The organism is Tolumonas auensis DSM 9187, from assembly GCF_000023065.1.
In the GTDB taxonomy this organism is placed as follows: domain Bacteria; phylum Pseudomonadota; class Gammaproteobacteria; order Enterobacterales; family Aeromonadaceae; genus Tolumonas; species Tolumonas auensis.
In genome coordinates, this window is the sequence record NC_012691.1 from 2,356,371 (window position 1) to 2,379,355 (window position 22,985).

A 22,985-nucleotide genomic window follows, 5' to 3' on the forward strand; every position below is an offset into this window, starting at 1 on the left:
GTTTGTTATACCTGCTTATTCAAGGAGAGCCCGTGAGCAAGGTTACTGTTGCTAAATTTGGTGGCACAAGTGTCGCCGATGCCGAAGCCATGCGCCGTTGCGCAGCCATCGTTACCCAAACTGCTAACACCCGTGTGGTGGTGCTGAGCGCCAGCTCTGGTGTAACCAACCTGCTAGTTGATCTGGCGCGCGGAACTTTATCTGCTGCCGAGCAGGAAATTCACCTGAAAAAACTGAAAACCATTCAGGACAATATTCTGAGTGAATTAGGTAACCCTTCCCTGCTGCGCGAAACCATGGATGGCATTTTAAAAGAGATTGCTGACATGGCACGCCAAGCAACCCAGAACAGCGATGCTGCACTGGAAGATCGTCTGGTGGCACAGGGTGAACTGATGTCTACCCGCTTGTTTACCGAAATGATGAATCAGCTGGGTCATAAAGCCGTATGGTTTGACGTGCGTAAAATCATGCGTACTGACAGCCGCTTTGGCCGTGCCACTCCGGCAATTGAAGCGATCCATAATCTGGCGCAGCAGGACATGGCTCCGCTGCTGAAAGATCATATCGTGATCACTCAGGGCTTTATCGGTGCTAACGCTGACGGTCAGACAACCACGCTGGGCCGTGGTGGCAGCGATTTCAGTGCGGCACTGCTGGCAGAAGCGCTGGGTGTTGACGAGCTGGAGATCTGGACTGACGTACCGGGTATCTACACCACCGATCCACGACTGGTAAAAGAAGCGCATCCAATCCCGGAAATCACGTTCTCTGAAGCCGCTGAAATGGCGACCTTCGGTGCCAAAGTACTGCATCCGGCGACGCTGCAACCGGCAGTGCGTAAAGGTATTCCGGTATTCGTTGGTTCCAGTAAAGAACCTTCAGCCGGCGGTACCTGGGTGCGCGACACCACTGAATCCAGCCCGCTGTTCCGTGCAGTCACATTACGCCGTAACCAGATCCTGCTGACCCTGCACAGCCCGAACATGCTGCATGCCTGCGGTTTCCTGGCGCAGGTATTCTCGATTCTGGCGAAACACGGCATCTCGGTTGATCTGATCACGACCTCTGAAGTTAGCGTGGCGATCACCCTGGATCAAACCGGTAGCTCATCTACCGGTCGTTCTGTGCTGCATGACGGAGTATTGGACGAACTGAATGCATTCTGTAAAGTGAAAGTGGAAAACGATCTGGCGCTGGTTGCGCTGATCGGTAACCGCATGAGCGAAGTGAATGGCGTGGGTACTCAGGTATTCGATGCGGTCAGCGAACATAACGTACGCATGATCTGCTACGGTGCCAGCACCCACAACCTCTGCTTCCTGGTTCCGGAATCAGATGCTTCGCTGGTAGTGCAGAAACTGCATCAGCGTTTGCTGGGAAAATAATTTTCCGCTAACGCAATCAGACAAAAATGCCGGCGAAATGCCGGCATTCTTTTTCATGTCAAATCAAAACCACCAGCGCATCAACCCAAAGGCCAATAAGCCACAGCTGATCACAACTAACTGCTGACGACATTTCAGTGCAACCACAAAAGCCACCAGCGCCGCAATCAGATGCGCATTGTTCCAGGTCAGCTGCACGGCTCCGTCATGGATCAGCGTAGTTTGCGCGATGATGGCGCTCAGCACCGCAATTGGTACATAGTTGAAAGCACGTTCCAGCCACTCCGGAAATTCCATCTTTCCGGCCAGCAGTAAAGGTAAATAGCGCGGCAGGAAGGTCACCAGCATCATGCCGATGATCAATGTCCAGTGATTCATTTCTTCATTCCTTTTTCCAGCACCATACCGGTTACCACCGCCAGCAACGAGGCGACCATCAGCCCGCTCTGATTCGGCCAGTCGCGCATCAGAATACTGCACACCACCGCCACAGCAGCACAGGCCCATTGCGGGAATTTCTTCAATGCCGGTACCACAATACTGACAAACGCCACCACCATGGCGACATCCAGCCCCCACTCCGTCATGTTCGGCAACTGACGGCCCAACGTGATACCGACCAGCGTACACAATGCCCAGTTGGAATACATAAACAGCGCTGAGCCCAGGTAATACCAGACCAGTTCACCGCGCTGCACTTCGGTCTGCAGACGCTGACTGACCACGGCAAAGGTTTCATCGGTGAGCCAGAAAGCCATTAATGTACGACGAGGCAGTGATATTTCCCGCACATGCGGCATCAACGTGGCGGCATAGAGCATGTGCCGCAGATTGACGATAAACACCGTCAGGCAGATAACAGGAAATGCGGTTGCAGAAGCCAGTAAAGTCACGGCAATAAATTGCGAGGCACCGGCATAAACCATGAGTGACATGCCCAACACCGACCAGAAACTTAAGCCATTATCGATCGCCAGTGCGCCATACAGCACGCCAAACGGGGCGGCGGCCACCACCAGCGGCAAAGTATCAATCCAGCCCTTGCGAAATAAATTCCATTTTGAATAAGACATTACGTTTTTACATACCGCTAACAAGAATGCACTTATGCTATCATTCATCGCAATTCCGGTATAACCCACTTTCTCATGCAAATAATTCAATGTAGTTATGAGCGGCATGCCGCCGCGATTCTTGCCATCTTCAACGATGCCATTCTGCACTCCACTGCGCTGTATGATTATCAGGCCCGCACCATGGAAAACATGGTTACCTGGTTTAAAAATAAAGAGACCGGTAACTATCCGGTGATCGGCATCGAAAATGCGCAGGGGGAACTGATGGGCTTTGCCAGTTATGGCAGCTTCCGTGCCTACCCGGCCAACAAATACACATTAGAGCATTCGGTGTATGTCGCTAAGGCTCATCGTGGCAAAGGCATTGCAAACATTCTGATGCTGCGCCTTGTTGCCTTAGCGAAAGAGCAGAATTATCACACACTGATTGGCAGCATTGATGCCAGCAATCAGGCCAGCATTGCACTGCATGAAAAACTGGGCTTTGTGCATGCCGGTACCATCCGTCATGCCGGCTTCAAGTTTGGCGACTGGCTCGATCTGGCCTTTTATCAGTTGTTGCTGCCAACGCCTGCACACCCGGTGGATGGTTAATCAGAGCGGGCTGGCGTTCTTGCGGTATTCGCTCGGGCTGACCCCGACCCGCTTTTTAAACACCCGGGAAAAATAGAGCTGATCGTCATACCCCACCTGCTGACCGATGACTGCAACCGGCATGGGGGTAGTCTGCAGCAATAGTTTGGCGCGGATGATCCGCTGATCTTCGCGCCAGCGCACAATGCTGACCCCGACCTGTTCACGGAACAGATGCGCCAGTCTCGAGGGTGACAAAAACACCTGCTCTGCCAATGCCTCAATCGTGATCTCTGCTGAAAGTGACGCGCTTAATATCTGACAAGCCTCCAGAATACGGTGATCCATCGGCGTATGATCGGCCAGCGACGAGATCTCATAGCAACGGATCAGTAACCGCTCCAGCAGATTCATCGCCAGCTGTTCTGACATTGGACGGATCTCTTTATGTGTTTCTTCGATCCCCAGAAAAAGGCTATCGAACTCATCCGCCAGATGTGAATCCGGCAATGTAATGCGCCCGACCTTTTCCACCTCATGTGGCCATTTCAGCCAGTCAGCCCAATAAGCCCGGGGTCGGAAATAGACCCAGCGGTGATACCATTCATCACTGTCGTCTGCACGGCCGTAGTAATGTACTGCTTCCGGCGGAAATAACAGCAGATCACCCGGTTCGACAGTAAACTCCTTCTCTCCGGAAAAAATCTTACCCTTCCCTTTGACCGTCAGGTTAATGATGTAACCTTTCATGCCATTCGGACGATCAATGACAAAATCCAGTGCACTGTTTTTTTCTATTGGCGTCATTCCTGAAACCAGGAACACATCAAACGCATAGCCCGGCAGCAACGGATTCAGCTGTTTAGGTTTATCTTTTTGCATGGTGGACATAGCGGAAAATAGCTTCTCGGTAAAAAAGTCAGCTCTGTGCATTGTATTCAGCCACCACTAATTTGTTGCATCCGACGGAGATAAATCCACTGAGGAAGTGAATTCGATCACAAATGTTCAAGTTCTTTATGTAAACGTTACCATTTGTTGGTTGATACCATCGCAATGCCTCTGAAGGAAAAAAAGCCAGCGTTGCCGCTGGCCAACAAAATGTGTTCTGGGGTGAACACTAAACACGTGCTTTGCGAACTTGTTTGTAACGGTCGAACAGTACGGCAGCCAGCAGGATCAGACCACGCACCACATACTGTGCGAACGGAGAGATATTCAGCAGGTTCATGGCGTTTTCCATCAGACCGAGGATCAGCACACCGGCAATCACGTAAGAGATCTTACCGATACCACCTTTCATGGAAACCCCGCCCAGTACGCAGGAGGAGATAACAATCAGTTCGAAGCCGATGGAAGTCATTGGCTGACCGGACGTCATACGGGACGCCAGAATGATGCCGGCCAGTGCAGAGATCAGACCGGTCATGGTAAAGATGATGATCTTGGTACGGACTACGTTTACACCCGCCAGACGCGAAGCTTCTTCGTTACCCCCCATCGACAGCGTATTACGTCCAAAGGTGGTTTTGTTCAGCAGCAGACCGAAAATCACGAAGCAGACTGCCGTGATCCAGACCGGTGTCGGAATACCGAACATGGCAGAGTTACCGATATCAAAGAAACTTTCTTCCACAATACCGACCGCTTTACCATCAGAGATGATATAACCCATCCCGCGCGCCATCTGCATAGTAGCCAGTGTGGTGATCAGGGCGTTGATCTTGAACTTCGCCACGACGATACCGTTGATCAGGCCGAACAGTGCGCCGACGCCCAAACCGGCCAGCACACCCATGGTGATACTTTCGGTCGCATTAATGGCGACAGCACAGGTAACACCGGAACAGGCTACGATAGATCCCACGGACATATCGAATTCACCGGATGCCAGACAGAACAGCATGCCGCAGGCAACCATGCCGGACATTGAAACTGCCAGACCCAGCCCTTTCATATTGATCAGGCTGGCAAAGTTCGGAATCAGCACACTGGCCAGCAGGAACAGGATGGCGAAAATCACCAGCATGCCGTATTGGTCCCATATGCGGGCGAGTTGCAGCCCTGAGCTACTTGTCTCTTTTTTTGCTGTTGTTTGTGCAGCAGTGGTTATTGCCATGGTAAAACTCCTCGTTATCTCAAATCCAAAACCGGTTATTATCTGGCTGGCATAGCCAGATGCAGGGCTTTCACTTCATTGGCATCGGTATGCAGCAGTTCGCCGGATACCCTTCCTTCACGCATGACCATGATGCGATCCGAGACGCCCAGAACTTCTGGCAACTCACTGGACACCACCACCACGGCGATACCGGATTTGGCCAGATCGTAAATCACGTTATAGATTTCATTTTTGGCACCGACGTCGATACCGCGGGTTGGTTCGTCGAGCAAAATCACTTTCATGTCTTCCGACAGCCAGCGGCCCAGAATGGCTTTCTGCTGATTACCACCGGACAGATTCATAATGGCCTGCTGTGGCGAGGGCGTTTTCACGCGCATATCGCGGATACGCAGCCGGGCGTTCTCATCTTCCCATTTCTGATTGATGATGAAGCCGCCACGCGCCTTATGCCGACGGGCACTGATATTGATGTTTTCCTGCACCGAGTGGATCGGGATGATCCCGAGCGCCTTACGGTCTTCGGTACAGAGCATGATGCCGCTGTGGATCGCATCAATCGGATTACGGATCGGCACCTGTTTGCCAAATACCGAGATCTCGCCGGAAACCATCTTGTCCGCACCAAAGATGAGTTTCATCATCTCGCTGCGCCCGGCACCAACCAGACCAAAAATCCCCAGGATTTCACCGCGTTTGACATGGAATGACACCGGTTCTTTCAAGCCCGGCCCCATCAGATTTTTTACTTCTAACCCCATGTCACCCAGCGGACGTGGCTCATAGCCGTAGATGTCGGTTAAATCGCGTCCCACCATGGTTTTCACCAGCAGATCACGATCCACTTCCTGCATTGATTCAAAGGTGCGGACGAATTGTCCATCCTTGAACACGGTGATGGCGTCACAGAGTTCGAAGATTTCATCCATACGATGCGAGACGTACAGGATGACTTTCCCTTCATCCCGCAACTGGCGGATGACGCGGAATAACTGTTCAATTTCACGGGACGAAAGGCTGCTGGTCGGTTCATCGAAGGCAATCACCCGCGCGTCGCGTGTCAGCGCTTTGGCGATTTCGACCATTTGCCATTGTCCGAGAGAGAGATATTTCAGCGGGGTTTCCGGTGAAACATCCATACCCAAACGAGCGAGCTGGCGAGCTGCATCCTGATAAAGTTTTTCTTTATCAATGAAGCCATGCTTAGTCGGCAGCTGACCCAGATAAATGTTTTCTGCAATGGTCATTTCCGGGACCAGGTGCAGCTCCTGATAAATGATGGCAATACCGCTTTCCAGTGCGTCCACCGTATTCTGGAACGCCTTTTCCGTGCCACCCAATTTGATGACGCCATTAGACGGTGCCTGAAAACCACTGAGAATTTTCAGTAAAGTGGATTTACCGGCACCGTTTTCACCCATCAGTGCATGCACGGTTCCTTCGCGGCAGGAGAAGGAGACATTCTGCAGTGCTTTCACGCCGGGAAATTCCTTGCTGATGCCGCAAAATTCCAGATAAGGGACTGACTGATTCATTTTTTCACTCCGCGCCCGGCATGGGGGACAACCCATGCCGGAGCTTATTGATTCCGATTACAGACCTTTTTTCTGCAGCTCAACTTTGAAGTTGTCACGAGTGATCAGCACCACGTCGGTAACTTCAGTGAATTTCGCTGGTTCAACGCCGTTCACTACCCAGTCGTTCAGCATCTGAATGCTCTTGTAACCGTGAATGTCCGGACTTGGCAGCAGAGAACCGAAGAAGCCGGTAGCGCTGGTTTTAGACAGTTCGTTCACCGCATCAACACCATTGATACCGATACCAATCACATTGGCAGCCTTAAAGCCCTGACCTTCAGTCGCACGCACACCACCTAATACGGTGTTGTCGTTCATACCGACAATCAGCCAGTTTTTCACGTCAGGATGCTGTACCAGCATGGAGTTCGCCGCATCCAGTGCACCAGGAATATCATTGGCTTTGGTTGGTACACTAAAAATCTGTGCTTCAGGGAAGCCAGCCGCTTTCAGCGCGCTCAGAGAACCTTCTACACGACGACGTGCGGTATCCAGTTCATCAGCAGTGATCGCTAACACGCCGGTTTCTTTCACATCCCATTTGCGGTTAGTCATCTCTTTGTAAAGTTCCTGACCCTGACGTTCACCGATTTTGGTCGCTGCCATCATCACCAGCGGAACATCCGTCATTGGATTGCCTTTGGCATTCACAAACTGGTCATCAACAGTAATGACTTTCAGATCCATGCTCTTCGCCTTGGCCATAATCGCCGGGCCTAACTTTGGATCCGGTGTGCAGATGACGAAGCCTTTCGCCCCGTTTGCCGCCAGGCTGTCGATAGCGTTCAGTGTTTTTTCACCATCCGGTACTGCAATCTTGATCACGTCAAAATTCAGATCCTGACCTGCTTTATCCGCAAAAGCCCATTCGGTCTGGAACCAAGGCTCTTCCGGCTGTTTTACCAAAAATCCCAACTTCAGCTTTTCTTCAGCAAAAGCAGTATTTGCTATACCAAGCGCCAAACCTGCAACGATTAGATTTTTAACCATTTTATTCATGGCAATGTCTCCAGCTGTTGTATCAATAAGTTCAATTATTTGATGATTCAATTGAGTGTGTTGGTTTAAATCCGAAAAACAGCAAGCTAAAACAGATGTTTATCGACTTCGCTGATTGAACGCTATTAGTTGTAATCGTTTTCCCGGAAAAATTTAGAGAGGTAGATCACGCAGAAAAATTGTAGCTATTTCGTCTATATCTTTAGCAATTTCGTCACATATCAAATTTTGAACTGCCTTCCATAAACCATCCTGACAGCAAATATATCCATATTTACAGCAGCCGATTACTAACTGGTTATGGCCAACATCTCCTATGGTTTCCATCACAGTCATTCCATTACTTTTATTTTTTCAGGAGAACACCATGTCTGAGCACATCGTCATCGGTCTGGACTTCGGCAGCGACTCCGTACGTGCATTAGCCGTACGTTGCCGGGACGGTGCCGAGCTGGCCACCCACGTGGTCTATTACCCACGCTGGAGCGAAGGCAAATTTTGCGACGCGATCAATAACCAATTCCGCCATCACCCGCTGGACTACATCGAATCGATGGAACAAGCCGTTCAGCAAGTCGTTTCACTGCTGGAACCGGCTCAGCGGACCGCAATCAGGGGGATCGGTGTAGATACTACCGGTTCAACACCTGCGCCGATTGATGCCGATGGTAATGTTCTGGCACTGCGGGAAGAGTTCGCCCGTAATCCGAATGCGATGTTTGTTCTGTGGAAAGATCACACCGCCATTACGGAAGCAGAAGCGATCACTGAACTGTGTCACAGCGGAAAATTTGCCGATTACAGCCGCTACATCGGTGGTGTGTACTCTTCTGAATGGTTCTGGGCGAAGATCCTGCACGTCTCCCGCGCTGATGCAGCCGTGCGTGAAGCCGCCTGCAACTGGATCGAGCTGTGTGACTGGGTTCCTGCGCTGCTGAGCGGCACACAGGCACCGAAAAATATCAAACGTGGCCGCTGTTCTGCCGGACACAAATCACTGTGGCATCCGGAATGGGGTGGATTACCGCCAGCTGACTTCCTGAATGCGTTAGATCCGTTACTGACGAAAGATCTGGATTACCCGCTGTTCACTGAGACCTGGACTGCTGATGTACCAGTCGGGAAAATCACGTCGGAATGGGCCGCACGCCTGCATCTGCCTGATGATGTCATGATCGCCGGTGGTGCCTTCGACTGCCATATGGGTGCCGTGGGTGCCGGAGCCAGCCTGAATACGCTGGTAAAAGTGATTGGCACTTCCACCTGCGACATTCTGATCGCGGACTACGCAACCATTGGTAAACGTGCAATCGCCGGTATCTGCGGACAGGTTGATGGCAGTGTGGTGCCGGGGATGATTGGTCTGGAAGCCGGACAATCCGCTTTCGGTGATATTTATGCCTGGTATCAGCGTCTGCTGAGCTGGCCGCTGGATCAGCTGGCCAAAACCTATCCGGAACTGAAAACCGCGCTGGAAAATTACAAACAGCAAATGCTGCCATCCCTGACTCAGGCCTGGGATAAACAAGTCGATCTGGCGCATTTACCGGTTGTGCTCGACTGGTTCAATGGCCGCCGTACGCCTTACGCGAACCAGCGACTGAAAGGCACCATCACCGGCTTAAATCTGGGGAGTGATGCGCCGGATCTGTACGGTTCACTGATTGCCTCTACCGCTTTCGGTGCCCGCAGCATCATGGATTGTATGACCAGTCAGGAGGTGCCGGTCGAGCAGGTCACCGCACTGGGTGGTATTGCCCGTAAATCGTCGACTGTAATGCAGGTCTGTGCCGATGTGATGAACCGTCCGATCCAGGTTGTCGCCTCAGATCAATGCTGTGCACTGGGCGCTGCAATTTTTGCTGCCGTGGCCGCTGACCTTTATCCGTCCATCGGTGCCGCACAGGAAAAAATGGCCAGTGCGATCGAACGCACCTATCAGCCGCAACCAGAGAAAGTTGTTGAATACGAAGCGCTGTATCAACGCTATCAGCAATGGGGTGCTGCAGCTGAGCCACTGTATAACGAGGGGAAATCAGCATGAGCCTGCAACAACTGAAGCAACAGGTACTGGAGGCCAATCTCGACCTGCCCCGTTACGACCTGGTGACCTTCACCTGGGGCAATGTCAGTGGTATCGATCGCGACCGAGGACTGGTCGTGATCAAACCCAGTGGCGTCAGCTACGACAAGATGCGGATCAATGATCTGGTGGTGCTGGATCTCAATGGCAACCGTGTTGAAGGCGACCTGCGTCCATCATCCGACACGCCAACCCATCTGGTGATGTACCGCCGTTACCCGGAACTGGGTGGTGTGGTACATACCCACTCCACGCATGCCACCGCCTGGGCTCAGGCACGCCGTGCGATCCCGATCCAGGGCACCACGCAGGCCGATTACTTCCACGGTAACGTCCCCTGCACCCGTTTGTTATCTGAATCAGAAGTCAGCGAAGACTATGAAGGTCTGACCGGACATCTGATCGTCGAAACGCTGCACGATACACCGCCACTGACCATGCCCGGCATTCTGGTTGCCAATCATGGTCCGTTCAGCTGGGGCAAAGATCCCCATGACGCAGTACACAACGCAGTGGTGCTGGAAGAAGTAGCCCGGATGTCCTGGATCACACATCAGCTCAATCCGCAGGCTCCTGCACTGCCCGATTACATGCTGGAAAAACATTACCAGCGCAAACATGGCAAAAACGCTTATTACGGTCAAAACACCAAATAAAATACGAGGAAATGACAATGGAATTTTTAAAACAGTTAGAAGTCTGGTTTGTAGTCGGCAGTCAGCATCTGTATGGCGCAGAAACCCTGAAACAAGTCGCTGATCATGCGCAGACCATCACCAATCAACTGAATGAAAAAGCCGGCCTGCCACTGAAAATTGTGCTGAAACCAACCGGTACGACGCTGGATGAAATCTCTGCTATCGCCCGCGATGCCAATCACAGTGAGCAGTGCGTCGGCGTCATGGTGTGGATGCATACCTTCTCGCCAGCCAAGATGTGGATCCCGGCACTGAGCCAGCTGAATAAACCACTGCTGCAATTCCATACCCAGTTCAACAAAGATCTGCCATGGGGCGAGATCGATATGGACTTTATGAACCTGAACCAGACCGCACACGGTGGTCGTGAGTTCGGCTTCATGGGTGCCCGTCTGCGTCTGCCGCGTACCGTGGTCGTTGGCTACTGGGAAGATAAAGGTGCACACGAAAAAATTGCCCGCTGGATGCGTATTGCCGCCGCGGTCTATGACAGCCGTAAGATGAAAGTCGCCCGTTTCGGTGACAACATGCGCAATGTGGCGGTAACCGAAGGCGATAAAGTCGAAGCACAAATCCAGTTCGGCTATCAGGTGAATTACCATCCGGTCGGCGATCTGGTCAAAGTGATCAATGATGTCTCCACCGGTGATATCAACGCTTTGCTGGATGAATATGAAACCATTTACACCCTGACTGATGCCGTCAAAATGGGTGGCGCTTATCGCGAGTCACTGTACGAAGCAGCCCGTCAGGAACTGGGAATGAAAAAATTCCTGCAGGACGGCGGTTTCGGTGCGTTCACCACGACGTTTGAAGATCTCTACGGCATTCATCAGTTACCAGGCCTGGCGTGCCAGCGTCTGATGCAACAGGGTTATGGTTTCGGTGGCGAAGGTGACTGGAAAACAGCCGCGCTGCTCAGAACACTGAAAGTGATGGGAACCGGTCTGCCTGGCGGCACCTCCTTTATGGAAGACTACACCTACCATCTGGAAGACGGTAACAATCTGGTACTGGGTGCTCACATGCTGGAAGTGTGTCCTTCTATTGCCAGCAAGAAACCAGTGCTGGATGTACAACGCCTCGGTATCGGTCAAAAAGCACCACCTGCCCGCCTGCTGTTCTCTGCTCCAGCCGGCAAAGCCGTTAACGCCAGCCTGATCGATATGGGTAACCGTTTCCGTCTGGTGGTGAACAATCTGGATGTGGTGGATCTTCCGCAGTCCTTACCAAAACTGCCGGTAGCCTGCGCCTTGTGGGAACCAAAACCAAATCTGGAAGTCGGTGCCGAAGCCTGGATCCTGGCTGGTGCAGCTCACCACTCCGTGTTCAGTCAGGCCGTTGATGCCGAGTATCTGCGTACCTTCGCAGAAATGATGGGTATTGAATTCCTGCTGATTGATGAGAACACCACCATTCCTGAATTGAAGAAAGAAATTCTCTGGAATGAGGTCTATTACAAACTTTGTAAATAAATTTAACGCCCCCGTTACCTAACGGGGGTATAACTTTTGTATAAACCTCGACATATACCCAAAGTAATTGGAGTTGCAGCAAGGCGACAAGAGAATGAATCCCCATGAGCATAGATAGACTATGTGATTGGGGTGAGAGAACGCCGTCAACGCAGCTGCAACTTCAAGTACGAAGGGTATAGCCTTTCAGAGCGACAAGGAGCTATTGTGAGCAGTTTGTTAAACCAATTACGTGCCGTTACTACGGTCGTCGCCGACACTGGCGAATTACCCGCCATTAAATTGTATTCCCCCGAAGATGCCACCACTAACCCATCGCTGATTTTAAAAGCCGTTTCCAGCCCGGAATATGCCCCGCTGCTGGAAAGCGTGATTGCGCAGGCGAAACATCTCTCTTCGGATGCCGCCGTGCAGGTCGAAGAAGCCGCCGACCGTCTGATTGTGGCGATTGGCTGTGAAGTGCTAAAACATGTGCCGGGTCGTATCTCTACCGAAGTTGATGCCCGTCTCTCTTTTGATACCGCCGCCACCATCGAAAAAGCCCGCAAGCTGATTGGGTTGTATGAGTATCAGGGCATCCCGCGTTCGCGCGTGCTGATTAAGATTGCTTCCACTTGGGAAGGCATCCGTGCCGCCGAACAACTGGAAAAAGAAGGCATCAACTGCAATCTGACGCTGCTGTTTTCATTCGCTCAGGCCCGCGCCTGTGCCGAAGCCGGTGCGTTCCTGATTTCACCGTTTGTCGGCCGTATTCTGGATTGGTACAAGGCCAAAACCGGCCAGTCGTATACCGCCGACAATGACCCGGGCGTGAAGTCGGTGAAAGCGATTTATCAGTATTACAAGCAGCACGGCTATGCCACCGTGGTGATGGGCGCAAGCTTCCGCAGTGCAGAAGAAGTGCTGGCGCTGGCCGGTTGTGACCGCCTGACTATCAGCCCGAACCTGCTGCAGGATCTGGAAGCGCAGTCCGGTGAGCTGGTACGTCAGCTGGCTGATGACGGTCTGCGTCTGCCACGCCCTGTCGCCATGACCGAAGCGGAGTTCCGCTGGCAGCACAATGAAGATGCGATGGCGACCGAGAAGCTGGCGGAAGGCATCCGTAACTTTGCGATTGACCAGGTGAAGCTGGAGCAGTTGCTGGCAACGCGGTTGGCGTAAGTTTTTTAGTGTGTTTGCGGTATTGCCTGTACAGCGGGTCGGACAGTTATCCCTGTCTCCTGACTCGCTGTAAATCCATCCATGGACGCTCCGCCGCGCCATCCTTGGCGCGGAGGGTCATCCGACAGGGATAACTGACCTCTGCCAATACGTCTGCAACGACACGCTGACCGCCGATATCTTCCCTAATTTTTTACTATTTATCTGATTTCTGGAGTTTTCTAAATGAGTTTAGACCCCAAAACCCTGGCTAATGCCGTGCGTATGCTCAGTGTCGATGCCGTGCAACAAGCCAACTCCGGCCACCCCGGTGCCCCGATGGGGATGGCAGATATCGCCGAAGTGCTGTGGCGTCATCATTTAAAGCATAACCCGGCTGATCCAACCTGGATCAACCGCGACCGCTTTGTACTCTCCAACGGTCATGGTTCTATGCTGTTATATTCCCTGCTGCATCTCACCGGTTATGACCTGCCGCTGGCTGAGTTAAAACAATTCCGTCAGCTGCACAGTAAGACGCCGGGCCATCCGGAATACGGCTATGCGCCGGGTATCGAAACCACCACCGGCCCGCTCGGTCAGGGCATTGCCAATGCGGTGGGTATGGCTTTAGCGGAGAAAACACTGGCGGCACAGTTTAATAAACCCGGCCATGACATCGTTGACCACTACACCTATGCCTTTATGGGCGATGGTTGTCTGATGGAAGGGATTTCGCATGAAGTCTGTTCGTTAGCAGGAACCTTGGAGCTGGGCAAGCTGATTGCGTTTTGGGATGACAACGGTATTTCGATTGACGGTCATGTCGATGGCTGGTTTACCGATGATACCCCGGCGCGTTTCCGTGCCTATGGCTGGCAGGTACTGGACTCCGTGGATGGGCATAATCCACAGGAAATCGAGATGGCGATTCAGGAAGCCAAGGCCAATACCACGCAGCCAACGCTGATTTGCTGCAAAACCATTATCGGTTACGGTTCACCGAATAAATCCGGCAGTCACGACTGTCATGGTGCACCACTGGGTAAAGACGAAGTCACCAAGGTGCGTGAGTTCCTGAAATGGCCGCATGCGCCGTTTGAAATTCCACAAGATATCTATCAGGCATGGAATGCCAAAGAACAGGGCCAGCACCATCAGGCCAGCTGGCAGCAGCATTTCAGTGCCTACCGCGCAGAATACCCGGAACTCGCCGCAGAATTGCTGCGCCGTAGCACCGGCAAACTGCCACAAAACTGGGCGGAACAGGCCAACGCTTATATCGCAGATTTACAGGCCAATCCGGCCAATATCGCTTCCCGTCAGGCCAGCCAGAAAGCACTGAATGCCTACGCGAAAATCCTGCCTGAATTATTAGGTGGCTCTGCCGACTTAGCACCGTCCAACCTGACCCGTCATACATCAGCATTAGATGTCAGCGCTGAAGTGCCGCAGGGTAACTACCTGCACTACGGCGTGCGTGAGTTTGGCATGTCGGCGATTATGAACGGCGTGACTCTGCACGGCGGTTTCATTCCTTACGGCGGCACTTTCCTGATGTTTATGGAATACGCCCGCAACGCAGTCCGTATGGCCGCGCTGATGAAGCAACGCACTATTTTTGTGTATACCCATGACTCGATTGGTCTGGGTGAAGACGGCCCGACCCACCAGCCGGTGGAACAACTCGCCTCCTTGCGCCTGACTCCGAACATGGAAACCTGGCGTCCGTGTGATCAGGTGGAAAGTGCGGTGGCGTGGAAAGCGGCGATTGAACGCGCCAATGGCCCGAGTGCGCTGATATTCAGCCGCCAGGCGCTGACCCAACAGCCAAGAACACCCCAACAGGTCAGTAACATTGAACGCGGTGGTTACACCCTGCTGGATTGTGACGGTACCCCGGAGCTGATCATCATAGCCACCGGTTCGGAAGTGGGTTTAGCGGTTAACGCTGCCAACACATTGCAGGCCGAAGGCAGAAAAGTCCGCGTGGTCTCCCTGCCGTGCACCGAGCGCTTTGACAAGCAACCGGCGGAATACAAAGAGCAAGTTCTGCCGAAAGCGGTCCGCACCCGACTGGCGATTGAAGCGAGCATTGCCGACTACTGGCAGCGCTACACCGGCCTCGACGGCACCGTGATTGGCATGACCAGTTTCGGTGAATCCGCCCCGGCGGAGCAGCTGTTCAAGCTGTTTGGTTTCAGTGATGAGAATGTGCTGAGTAAAGCTCGCGAATTACTGGCTTAATTTTTCACCCATAAAACAAAGCCACCGACACAGGTGGCTTTGTTATTTTCAGCGGCTACTATCCCCCGCTCCACAACAAGATCACCAGTAATTGCGGCGAGATAATACGCAGGAACATGACCATTGGATAAACCGTAGCATACGATAGAGCAGCCGCATCACTGGTCGGATGCATCGCATTAGCAAATGCCAGTGCAGGCGGATCGGTCATTGATCCTGCCAGCATACCGCACAGCGATAAATAATTAATCTTTCCGAAAACCCGCGCCAGAAAACCGACCACCAGCAATGGCAACAACGTAATGACCGCACCGCAGGCCATCCACAGCAGGCCGTCTCCGTCCACCAGCGTGGAAACAAACTCACCGCCTGATTTCAGCCCTACCACTGACAGGAACAGTACAATGCCTATCTCACGCAGTGCCAGGTTAGCACTGGGCGGCATAAACCAATACAGCTTACCGATACTGCCGATACGTGACAGGATCAGCGCAACCACCAGCGGCCCACCCGCCAGCCCCAGTTTCAAAGCAGCAGAAAATCCGGGAATGTAAAACGGGATCGATCCCACGATCACACCCAACCCGATCCCTAAAAATACCGGCAACATCTGTACCTGCTGCAGCTTATGCTGCGCATTACCAACCAGACCCGCCACCGCTTCAATCGATTCTGGTCTTCCCACCAGATTCAGGATGTCCCCAAACTGCAGACTGGAACCACTTCCGGGAACCAGCTCGATCCCGGCACGATTCAAGCGGGATACCACCACATCAAACTTACTTTTCAGTTCCAGATCGCCCAGTGTTTTACCTAGCACTTTCTCATTAGTGACCACGACCCGTTCAACCCGCAGCTCCGTACCCTGCGTAGATAATGAGGTTGCGACCTCCTCACCAATCACCAGCCGGACTTTTTTCAGTGCTTTTTTATCTCCCACCAAATGCAGTAAGTCACCCAGTTGGACCACCGTATCCGGCTTCGGCACCATCAGTACATCCCCTCGTTTCAGACGGGAGCAAACCACTTCCCCCTCTTCAAGATCAGGGATCTCCTGCAAAGTCAGGCCACTCAGATTACTGTTACGAATTTCAATATTCATGGTCTGCAGATTGCCATGCCCCAGACCGGATTGTTGCTGATAAAGCCGGGCTTCACTATCAACATTGATGCGAAACACAAACCGGATCAACCACATAGACAGCAGAATACCGCAGATGCCAAACGGATAAGCAACGGCATAACTCAGCGTCATAACATTGGAATCAGCCCCTAATTCTGAGAGCATTAACTGACCCGCCCCCAGCGATGGCGTGTTCGTTACTGCACCGGAATAAGTCCCCAGAATCACGGGCAGTGGAATTCCCCAAATCTTATGCAGGATCACGGCAACAATGCAGCCCAGAACAACCAGCAGCGCAGCAAACAAATTCAGCTTAAGACCCGATGTCCGCAATGAAGCAAAAAAACCGGGGCCGACCTGAATACCAATAGTGTATACAAACAAAATCAGTCCGAATTCACGAATAAATTCAAGCGTATGCAGATTAACTTCCAGGCCATACAGCTTGGCAAAATGACCTATCGCGATCCCGCCAAACAATACCCCACCGATTCCCAGACCAACGCCATAAATCCGCCAGTTCCCAATCCATAAACCGATTATGGCTACCAACGATAAAATGCAGATGGCTAACGCTATCTCGCTCATGCTAAAGGTCCCCTGATATATACACCGGCATCCTTTTCAAGCCCAGAACGTCTGATCTAAGCCAGAATTTTTCTCACATCCTGATCAATACGTTAATGGTAGAAATGATCCTGTGTTCCATTTGGCAAAATCAGTAAATTTCCTCAGAAATGCGAAGGGTATCGCCAAAAGAGTTCTAAACTTAACGTTAAAAGAACGTTTGGCCGTTCATCACATGAGGGACTGTAGGATGAAATCAATGACATGGATCCTGCTGAGCAGCATGCTGGCAAGCTCAGCCGTTCAAGCTAACGACAGCTTCGGCGCTGAGTTCAGTCATTTTGCCGGCCATACAGCATTGGCAGGTGCATCTACCTATGTGGTGGATCAATTCTGGCCGGAAGTTCAGGAACCTGCCTGGGTCGGTTTCACTATCAGCACGTCTGTCGCTTTTGCCGGTGAAATTTACGATTCGACAAACGGACATAGTTTTTCACTATTGGATGCAGCCGTTGGTACACTTGGCGCGGCGGTTGGCGCATATGCCACCGATAAATGGTATGTCGCACCGAAAATGAATACGCTGAATGGCGATAAAACCTATGGAATGGTGGTAGTCTACAAGTTCTGACCGGCCATTAATGGTGGCGATGCAGCATGAATGAAGCCAACCATCAGGAACAACTGGAACTATTCCCAATCCCCAGCCCTTGTATCGGTTATTGTGAAACTGATAACAAAGGTTATTGTTTGGGGTGTTTTCGTTCGCGTGAAGAACGCTTTCAATGGCTAAAATATAGTCCGGCACAACAGCGCGAAATCATCCGATTGTGCCGCCAGCGTAAATACCGCCGTTTACTGGCCGCACAAAAACAAACGGCAACGCCGGAAACTGACACATCCCCGACACTGCCGTTATTCGATGATGAATAATTTCAACGCACGACCTCTCACACCGCTCCGGCATGTTCAGTTTTTAACTCGAACTCTTTGCTGATAAACGCAAGTTGCTGACCAATTGCATCAAAACCAGGGCGCAACTGATTTTCCTCGCACATGCAGGCTGATTTCAACTCGTTGAGAAGATAAAGCGCGCTCTGCGCCATGTCGGATGCAATACACCGCTCAATCAACTCCTCCAAGATGCAACCAAAAGCCCTTACTTCCAGCTTCTGTAGCCCATCGGCTATTGTTCGATTATCAATTGCATAAAATGAAGCCGCACCGAAATCACCGAGCAAGGTTCGCCCCTCGCCGCAATGCAGAATATTATGTCCGTAAAGATCGCCGTGCATGATCCCTTGCTGGTGCAAATGCTGCGCAACAGAAACAATACTTTGAGCAATGCGCAATACTACCGGCAGCTCAAAACGGGTATCTGCAGGGTAAACATCGCGGGTACAGGAATCCAAACTCGGCGGACCAGCAAGATTACTAAATTCTGCGTCGATCAATGCCATCACTAAGCCATTTACGCCGGATGGATGCGCTGTCACTCTGCCGAGCACATTGATCAGATTGGGGTGCTCTCCGGCACTGACCGAGGCCGCCATTTCGCACTGCGGTAAACCGTCACTGGTCACGTCGCCTTTAAATAACTTCACCGCAACATGGCAAGTATCTGCATCAGCATAACCATATTTTGCCCGGTGAATGACGCCTGAAGCCCCTTCCCCCAATAACTGGTCAAGTTCCAGACTATCCCAATGAATATCATCAAGAGATGAATCGGCCAACGCTCCCGCTTCCAACGCGGCACTAAACGGATTTCCGGAATACGCCAGCCAGGATAAACGAGGTAAAGAAAGCAACCATGTTGGAAATGTATGCAGTTGATTAGCAGCAATACGGATCAATTCCAGCCGCTGACAATTAACCAATGTCTCCGGCAATGCTTGCAGTCTATTTCCTGCCAGCATCAATTTTTGCAGAGCATGACAATCGCCGATTTCTGGTGGTAATGCCTCTATCTCGTTATCCGTCAGCGTTAACCAACGCAACTTTGCAGGCAGTGATGTTGCCGGAACATGGCGGATTTTATTCGCTTTAAAACCAATCATACCAAGAGACTGGCAACGCCCCAGCACAGCAGGCAATTCAGTAAACTGATTCTGCGAACAGAAAATGACCTTTAGTTTGGTCAGCTGATCGAGGTCATCTGGCAATGAAGAGAGCTGATTACCCGACAGATCGAGTATTTCCAGTGAGTCTGATAATGAGAAAATTTCTTGCGGAAACGCCGTTAAACCGCAGCAGAGTGTTAAGCGGCGAATGCCATGTAATTCACCAGCACGTAATTGTTCAAGTGTATGCATCATCAACTCAATAAAAAGAAACCCACATTCCGTGGGTCTCTGATCCAGCCTATAAAATCGGCCTGAATTATAACATGAGTATCTTATGCCTTCTCTGCCGTCTTGATGCGCACTACCAGCGCACTACCACAGGTGAACAGCATCATGATCCATGTCATTGTCCACGGCGTGTCATTGCCAAAATAGGCCAGCAACAGCGATGAAATAATGCCGCTGCCATATTGTAATGCCCCAATCAATGCCGATGCTGAACCCGCAATTTCCGGCACTTCATCTAACGCTGCGGCCGTTGATGAAGCCGCAATCACACCATTCATCGAAAAATAGATAAATACCATGACCAAAATAATATAAAGACCACCCACATTCATTTTTACCGACAAGGCCATAATGATCATGGCGACAGCGGCTACTAAACTGGAAACTCTGAGCAATCGCTGTAATGAAATATGGCGCACCAGAGAACGGTTGATAAAACTCACCGTCATGACACCAACAATATTCACCGCAAATAACCAACCGTAATATTGCGCATCGATGCCAAAATAAGAGATATAAACCGCCGGAGAGCCGGTAATAAAGGCATAAGCCCCCACGTAATACAACGTTACACAGAGCGTGTATTTCATGAACGCGCCGTTTTTAAGTAAGCGCTGATAATTGGTAAACACCGATGCAAATGATGCTTTTACCCGTTTTTCCGCTGCCAGCGTTTCTGGCAACCAAAACAGCGAAACAAACATCAACGAACCGATAATGGCTAACAGCCAGAAAATGCTGTGCCACGTTGAAAACTTGATGATCTGACCGCCCAACACCGGCCCGGCAATCGGGGCGATGGCCATGATGATCACCAGCGTCGACAGCATCCGGGCACCTTCGGTGCGGGAAAACAGATCGCGTATCATCGCACGCGCCAACATCGGCCCAGTACAAGCCCCCAACGCTTGGAATACCCGCCAAAATACAATCTGTTCAAGGCTTTGTGACCCCGCACAGCCAATAGAACCGATCACAAACAGCACCATGCCAATGAATAACGGAATGCGTCGACCTAAATGATCACTGATTGGCCCCCAAATCAATTGGGCCACCATAAACCCGAGCAGAAAACCGGTAACCGTTAATTCAACATTCCCCTGCAGTTCGCTGGCCATTTGCGGCATAGCGGGCAGATAAATATCGGTTGATAGTGATGTGAATGCCATTAAGGCACCTAATATCGACATCAACCAAACCGTCGTTTTAACTTTGGCTGATTCATGCGGTTGAAACACTATGCTTTCTGCCGTATCACTCATAACAATATCCTTGAAACCTGTATAACTATGGAAACGATGTAACCATGCACATGAAAACATGCGAACGAAAACGAGACGGCGCATCAAGCGTATTGGGTTGTGTGTACAGATAGAGAATGGATGTGCAGCCAAATTATCTTGTGAGTAGTTTAACGACAATGAGCTCAAAGATAATCGCGTAAAATCGTAATAGTATTATGAATTGTGCTCATCAATTGCCGTTAATAACGTAAAGGCGATATCAGGTAAAATCAAATGAGGCATCCGTTGCACTCGCCAGCAGTGTCGAACAAGCATCTTGTAACCGCTTTGCTGTAATGTACTTTTGAATTATTGGAAATACGCCTGCCAACGTGTCTTCACTTTTTCAATTTGCTGTTCAGAAACATCTGCAATGGCAAATACTGAAAACTGTTTCCCATTAACATCTAACAGGCGCTTACGATACTGAATTCGCTTGGCTGCTTTGTTCTCATCCTGCACATCAACGGTGTCTTGTTCTGTTGGGATGCTAAGCGCCTGACCATCTAAAGGCCCACCGATAAAGATATAAAGCTGTCGTGATTGCATACGGCTCACTATTGTTAAAAATGAAGCTGCTGGATAACAGCCAACCATGAATGGCAGAAAAAAGCCCCTAAAATTAGGGGCTTACATTCCATCAATAGATGTCTGTAGACATCAGGAAACAGTAATTTACTATTCCCACTCAATCGTTGCTGGCGGCTTACCGGAAATATCATAAACCACGCGGCTGATGCCGTTGATTTCATTGATAATACGGTTAGAAACATGGCCTAGGAAGTCATAAGGCAGATGTGCCCAATGCGCGGTCATGAAATCGATGGTTTCTACTGCGCGCAGTGAAACAACCCAGTCATATTTACGACCATCGCCCATTACGCCAACAGAGCGTACCGGCAGGAAGACAGTGAATGCCTGGCTGACTTTGTTGTACAGATCGGCGTTATGCAGCTCTTCAATGAAGATCGCATCAGCACGACGCAGCAGGTCGCAATACTCTTTCTTCACTTCACCCAGTACACGAACGCCTAAGCCTGGGCCTGGGAACGGATGACGGTACAGCATGTTGTAAGGCAGACCCAGTTCCAGACCCACGCGGCGAACTTCGTCTTTGAACAGTTCACGCAGTGGCTCAACCAGACCCATCTTCATATCGTCAGGCAAACCGCCCACGTTATGGTGAGACTTGATCACATGTGCCTTACCAGTCTTGGATGCCGCTGATTCGATCACGTCCGGATAGATAGTGCCCTGCGCCAGCCATTTTGCATTTTTCAGTTTTTTCGATTCATCATCGAAAACTTCAACAAACACACGGCCGATCGCTTTACGTTTCAGTTCAGGATCAGCAATACCTTTCAGTGCAGACAGGAAACGTTCTTCCGCATCTACCTTGATAATGTTCAGGCCAAAATGATCGCCGAACATTTCCATGACCTGCTGACCTTCGTTCAGACGCAGCAAGCCATTATCCACGAACACACAGGTCAATTGTTTACCGACAGCGCGGTGGATCAGCATCGCAACGACGGAAGAATCCACACCGCCGGACAGACCCAGAATAACTTCGTCAGTACCTACCTGCTCACGGATACGCGCAACCGCGTCTTCGATGATGGTAGCTGGTGTCCACAGAGCCTCGCAGTGACAGATCTCTTTAACAAAGCGTTCCAGCATACGGGCGCCTTGTACAGTGTGCGTTACTTCAGGATGGAATTGCACACCATAGAAACGTTTGGCTTCATTAGCCATTGCCGCATGCGGGCAAGTCGGTGTTACAGCGATCGTGACAAAATCAACAGGAATTTCCATGACTTTATCGCCATGACTCATCCACACATCCAGCTCAGGACGACCATCTTCTGTGATCGCATCTTCAATGTTGTGGAACAGTTCGCTGTCTTTTACCAGCTTGACTTTGGCGTAGCCGAATTCACGCTTGTCAGAGCTTTCTACTTTGCCACCCAGCTGTTCAGCCATGGTCTGCATGCCATAGCACACGCCCAGCACAGGTACACCAGCATTAAATACATATTCCGGAGCACGCGGGCTGTCAGATTCAGTCACTGACTCCGGGCCGCCTGACAGAATGATCCCATCCGGATTGAATTCACGGATCTGCTCTTCAGTAACATCCCACGCCCACAGTTCACAATACACACCAATTTCACGCACACGACGTGCAATCAGCTGAGTATATTGCGACCCGAAGTCCAGGATCAGAATACGATGTTTATGAATATTTTTGCTCATGGTCGTCCTAATCATCATTAAGGA

At 51.1% G+C, this 22,985-nt stretch carries 20 protein-coding genes; 9 read left to right on the plus strand and 11 right to left on the minus strand.

Annotated elements, in window-relative coordinates:
• Window positions 1-32: 32 nt before the first annotated feature.
• Window positions 33-1,388 carry a lysine-sensitive aspartokinase 3 gene (lysC, locus tag TOLA_RS10930; RefSeq protein ID WP_015879218.1) on the plus strand — a complete coding sequence of 452 codons (1,356 nt, stop codon included), beginning with the start codon at window positions 33-35 and terminating at the stop codon, window positions 1,386-1,388.
• A 63-nt stretch (window positions 1,389-1,451) separates the two neighbouring features.
• Here the strand turns inward: lysC and TOLA_RS10935 are convergent, their stop codons facing one another.
• Together TOLA_RS10935 and TOLA_RS10940 are read right to left on the minus strand one after the other, a co-directional pair.
• Window positions 1,452-1,766, minus strand: coding sequence for an AzlD domain-containing protein (locus TOLA_RS10935; protein ID WP_015879219.1), 315 nt, complete (start codon window positions 1,764-1,766; stop codon window positions 1,452-1,454).
• The gene (locus tag TOLA_RS10940; protein ID WP_041609860.1) at window positions 1,763-2,461 is read right to left on the minus strand and encodes an AzlC family ABC transporter permease; all 699 of its coding nucleotides are present in this window, start codon (window positions 2,459-2,461) and stop codon (window positions 1,763-1,765) included. Before TOLA_RS10940 ends, TOLA_RS10935 begins: the two co-directional genes overlap by 4 nt.
• A gap of 75 nt (window positions 2,462-2,536) precedes the next feature.
• Between TOLA_RS10940 and TOLA_RS10945 the strand changes: the two genes are divergently transcribed.
• Complete coding sequence (locus TOLA_RS10945) at window positions 2,537-3,058, plus strand: GNAT family N-acetyltransferase (protein ID WP_015879221.1); 522 nt, start codon at window positions 2,537-2,539, stop codon at window positions 3,056-3,058.
• Here TOLA_RS10945 and araC read toward each other — a convergent pair whose 3' ends face one another.
• The 4 genes from araC to TOLA_RS10965 all read right to left on the minus strand — a co-directional run bounded on the left by araC (window position 3,059) and on the right by TOLA_RS10965 (window position 7,735).
• Window positions 3,059-3,970, minus strand: a complete 912-nt coding sequence (araC, locus tag TOLA_RS10950; protein ID WP_041609521.1) for an arabinose operon transcriptional regulator AraC — start codon at window positions 3,968-3,970, stop codon at window positions 3,059-3,061.
• Between the two features lie 187 nt (window positions 3,971-4,157).
• Window positions 4,158-5,156, minus strand: coding sequence for an L-arabinose ABC transporter permease AraH (araH, locus tag TOLA_RS10955; RefSeq protein ID WP_015879223.1), 999 nt, complete (start codon window positions 5,154-5,156; stop codon window positions 4,158-4,160).
• A gap of 38 nt (window positions 5,157-5,194) precedes the next feature.
• The gene (araG, locus tag TOLA_RS10960; protein WP_015879224.1) at window positions 5,195-6,694 is read right to left on the minus strand and encodes an L-arabinose ABC transporter ATP-binding protein AraG; all 1,500 of its coding nucleotides are present in this window, start codon (window positions 6,692-6,694) and stop codon (window positions 5,195-5,197) included.
• Between the two features lie 57 nt (window positions 6,695-6,751).
• Window positions 6,752-7,735, minus strand: a complete 984-nt coding sequence (locus TOLA_RS10965; RefSeq protein WP_015879225.1) for an arabinose ABC transporter substrate-binding protein — start codon at window positions 7,733-7,735, stop codon at window positions 6,752-6,754.
• Between the two features lie 367 nt (window positions 7,736-8,102).
• Between TOLA_RS10965 and TOLA_RS10970 the strand changes: the two genes are divergently transcribed.
• The 5 genes from TOLA_RS10970 to tkt all read left to right on the plus strand — a co-directional run bounded on the left by TOLA_RS10970 (window position 8,103) and on the right by tkt (window position 15,378).
• Window positions 8,103-9,779 carry a ribulokinase gene (locus tag TOLA_RS10970; protein WP_015879227.1) on the plus strand — a complete coding sequence of 559 codons (1,677 nt, stop codon included), beginning with the start codon at window positions 8,103-8,105 and terminating at the stop codon, window positions 9,777-9,779.
• Complete coding sequence (locus TOLA_RS10975) at window positions 9,776-10,474, plus strand: L-ribulose-5-phosphate 4-epimerase (RefSeq protein ID WP_015879228.1); 699 nt, start codon at window positions 9,776-9,778, stop codon at window positions 10,472-10,474. The genes TOLA_RS10970 and TOLA_RS10975 overlap by 4 nt, the downstream gene beginning before the upstream one ends.
• A 17-nt stretch (window positions 10,475-10,491) precedes the next feature.
• Window positions 10,492-11,991: an L-arabinose isomerase gene (gene araA, locus TOLA_RS10980; protein WP_015879229.1), complete on the plus strand. Its 1,500-nt coding sequence runs from the start codon at window positions 10,492-10,494 to the stop codon at window positions 11,989-11,991.
• A gap of 207 nt (window positions 11,992-12,198) precedes the next feature.
• Entirely contained in the window at window positions 12,199-13,152 is a 954-nt protein-coding gene (gene tal, locus TOLA_RS10985; protein WP_015879230.1) for a transaldolase, read from the plus strand.
• A 225-nt stretch (window positions 13,153-13,377) separates the two neighbouring features.
• Window positions 13,378-15,378, plus strand: a complete 2,001-nt coding sequence (gene tkt / locus TOLA_RS10990; protein ID WP_015879231.1) for a transketolase — start codon at window positions 13,378-13,380, stop codon at window positions 15,376-15,378.
• A gap of 58 nt (window positions 15,379-15,436) precedes the next feature.
• Here the strand turns inward: tkt and TOLA_RS10995 are convergent, their stop codons facing one another.
• On the minus strand, window positions 15,437-17,089 hold the full coding sequence (locus TOLA_RS10995) for a putative transporter (protein WP_015879232.1): 1,653 nt from the start codon (window positions 17,087-17,089) through the stop codon (window positions 15,437-15,439).
• A gap of 229 nt (window positions 17,090-17,318) precedes the next feature.
• Between TOLA_RS10995 and TOLA_RS11000 the strand changes: the two genes are divergently transcribed.
• Window positions 17,319-17,699, plus strand: a complete 381-nt coding sequence (locus TOLA_RS11000; RefSeq protein ID WP_015879233.1) for a hypothetical protein — start codon at window positions 17,319-17,321, stop codon at window positions 17,697-17,699.
• Between the two features lie 26 nt (window positions 17,700-17,725).
• Complete coding sequence (locus TOLA_RS11005) at window positions 17,726-18,001, plus strand: DUF1289 domain-containing protein (protein WP_015879234.1); 276 nt, start codon at window positions 17,726-17,728, stop codon at window positions 17,999-18,001.
• Between the two features lie 17 nt (window positions 18,002-18,018).
• On the opposite strand, the gene TOLA_RS11010 is transcribed toward TOLA_RS11005, so the two are convergent.
• From TOLA_RS11010 to guaA, 4 genes are all read right to left on the minus strand, one after another.
• Entirely contained in the window at window positions 18,019-19,383 is a 1,365-nt protein-coding gene (locus tag TOLA_RS11010; RefSeq protein WP_015879235.1) for a leucine-rich repeat-containing protein kinase family protein, read from the minus strand.
• An 83-nt stretch (window positions 19,384-19,466) separates the two neighbouring features.
• The gene (locus TOLA_RS11015; protein WP_015879236.1) at window positions 19,467-20,684 is read right to left on the minus strand and encodes a multidrug effflux MFS transporter; all 1,218 of its coding nucleotides are present in this window, start codon (window positions 20,682-20,684) and stop codon (window positions 19,467-19,469) included.
• 330 nt (window positions 20,685-21,014) lie between these two features.
• Entirely contained in the window at window positions 21,015-21,254 is a 240-nt protein-coding gene (locus tag TOLA_RS11020; RefSeq protein ID WP_015879237.1) for a hypothetical protein, read from the minus strand.
• Between the two features lie 129 nt (window positions 21,255-21,383).
• Complete coding sequence (gene guaA, locus TOLA_RS11025) at window positions 21,384-22,961, minus strand: glutamine-hydrolyzing GMP synthase (RefSeq protein ID WP_015879238.1); 1,578 nt, start codon at window positions 22,959-22,961, stop codon at window positions 21,384-21,386.
• Window positions 22,962-22,985: the final 24 nt, after the last annotated feature.

Bases quoted from the DNA above. Each gene is read 5' to 3' on its own strand.
- TOLA_RS10970 (WP_015879227.1), top strand. From the start codon at position 8,103: ATGTCTGAGCACATCGTCATCGGTCTGGACTTCGGCAGCGACTCCGTA.
- TOLA_RS11015 (WP_015879236.1), bottom strand. From the start codon at position 20,684: ATGAGTGATACGGCAGAAAGCATAGTGTTTCAACCGCATGAATCAGCC.
- araC (WP_041609521.1), bottom strand. From the start codon at position 3,970: ATGCACAGAGCTGACTTTTTTACCGAGAAGCTATTTTCCGCTATGTCC.
- TOLA_RS10940 (WP_041609860.1), bottom strand. From the start codon at position 2,461: ATGTCTTATTCAAAATGGAATTTATTTCGCAAGGGCTGGATTGATACT.
- TOLA_RS10995 (WP_015879232.1), bottom strand. From the start codon at position 17,089: ATGAGCGAGATAGCGTTAGCCATCTGCATTTTATCGTTGGTAGCCATA.
- TOLA_RS11020 (WP_015879237.1), bottom strand. From the start codon at position 21,254: ATGCAATCACGACAGCTTTATATCTTTATCGGTGGGCCTTTAGATGGT.
- TOLA_RS10945 (WP_015879221.1), top strand. From the start codon at position 2,537: ATGCAAATAATTCAATGTAGTTATGAGCGGCATGCCGCCGCGATTCTT.
- TOLA_RS11000 (WP_015879233.1), top strand. From the start codon at position 17,319: ATGAAATCAATGACATGGATCCTGCTGAGCAGCATGCTGGCAAGCTCA.
- guaA (WP_015879238.1), bottom strand. From the start codon at position 22,961: ATGAGCAAAAATATTCATAAACATCGTATTCTGATCCTGGACTTCGGG.
- TOLA_RS11010 (WP_015879235.1), bottom strand. From the start codon at position 19,383: ATGCATACACTTGAACAATTACGTGCTGGTGAATTACATGGCATTCGC.
- TOLA_RS10935 (WP_015879219.1), bottom strand. From the start codon at position 1,766: ATGAATCACTGGACATTGATCATCGGCATGATGCTGGTGACCTTCCTG.
- TOLA_RS10965 (WP_015879225.1), bottom strand. From the start codon at position 7,735: ATGAATAAAATGGTTAAAAATCTAATCGTTGCAGGTTTGGCGCTTGGT.
- araG (WP_015879224.1), bottom strand. From the start codon at position 6,694: ATGAATCAGTCAGTCCCTTATCTGGAATTTTGCGGCATCAGCAAGGAA.
- TOLA_RS10975 (WP_015879228.1), top strand. From the start codon at position 9,776: ATGAGCCTGCAACAACTGAAGCAACAGGTACTGGAGGCCAATCTCGAC.
- araH (WP_015879223.1), bottom strand. From the start codon at position 5,156: ATGGCAATAACCACTGCTGCACAAACAACAGCAAAAAAAGAGACAAGT.
- TOLA_RS11005 (WP_015879234.1), top strand. From the start codon at position 17,726: ATGAATGAAGCCAACCATCAGGAACAACTGGAACTATTCCCAATCCCC.
- araA (WP_015879229.1), top strand. From the start codon at position 10,492: ATGGAATTTTTAAAACAGTTAGAAGTCTGGTTTGTAGTCGGCAGTCAG.
- tkt (WP_015879231.1), top strand. From the start codon at position 13,378: ATGAGTTTAGACCCCAAAACCCTGGCTAATGCCGTGCGTATGCTCAGT.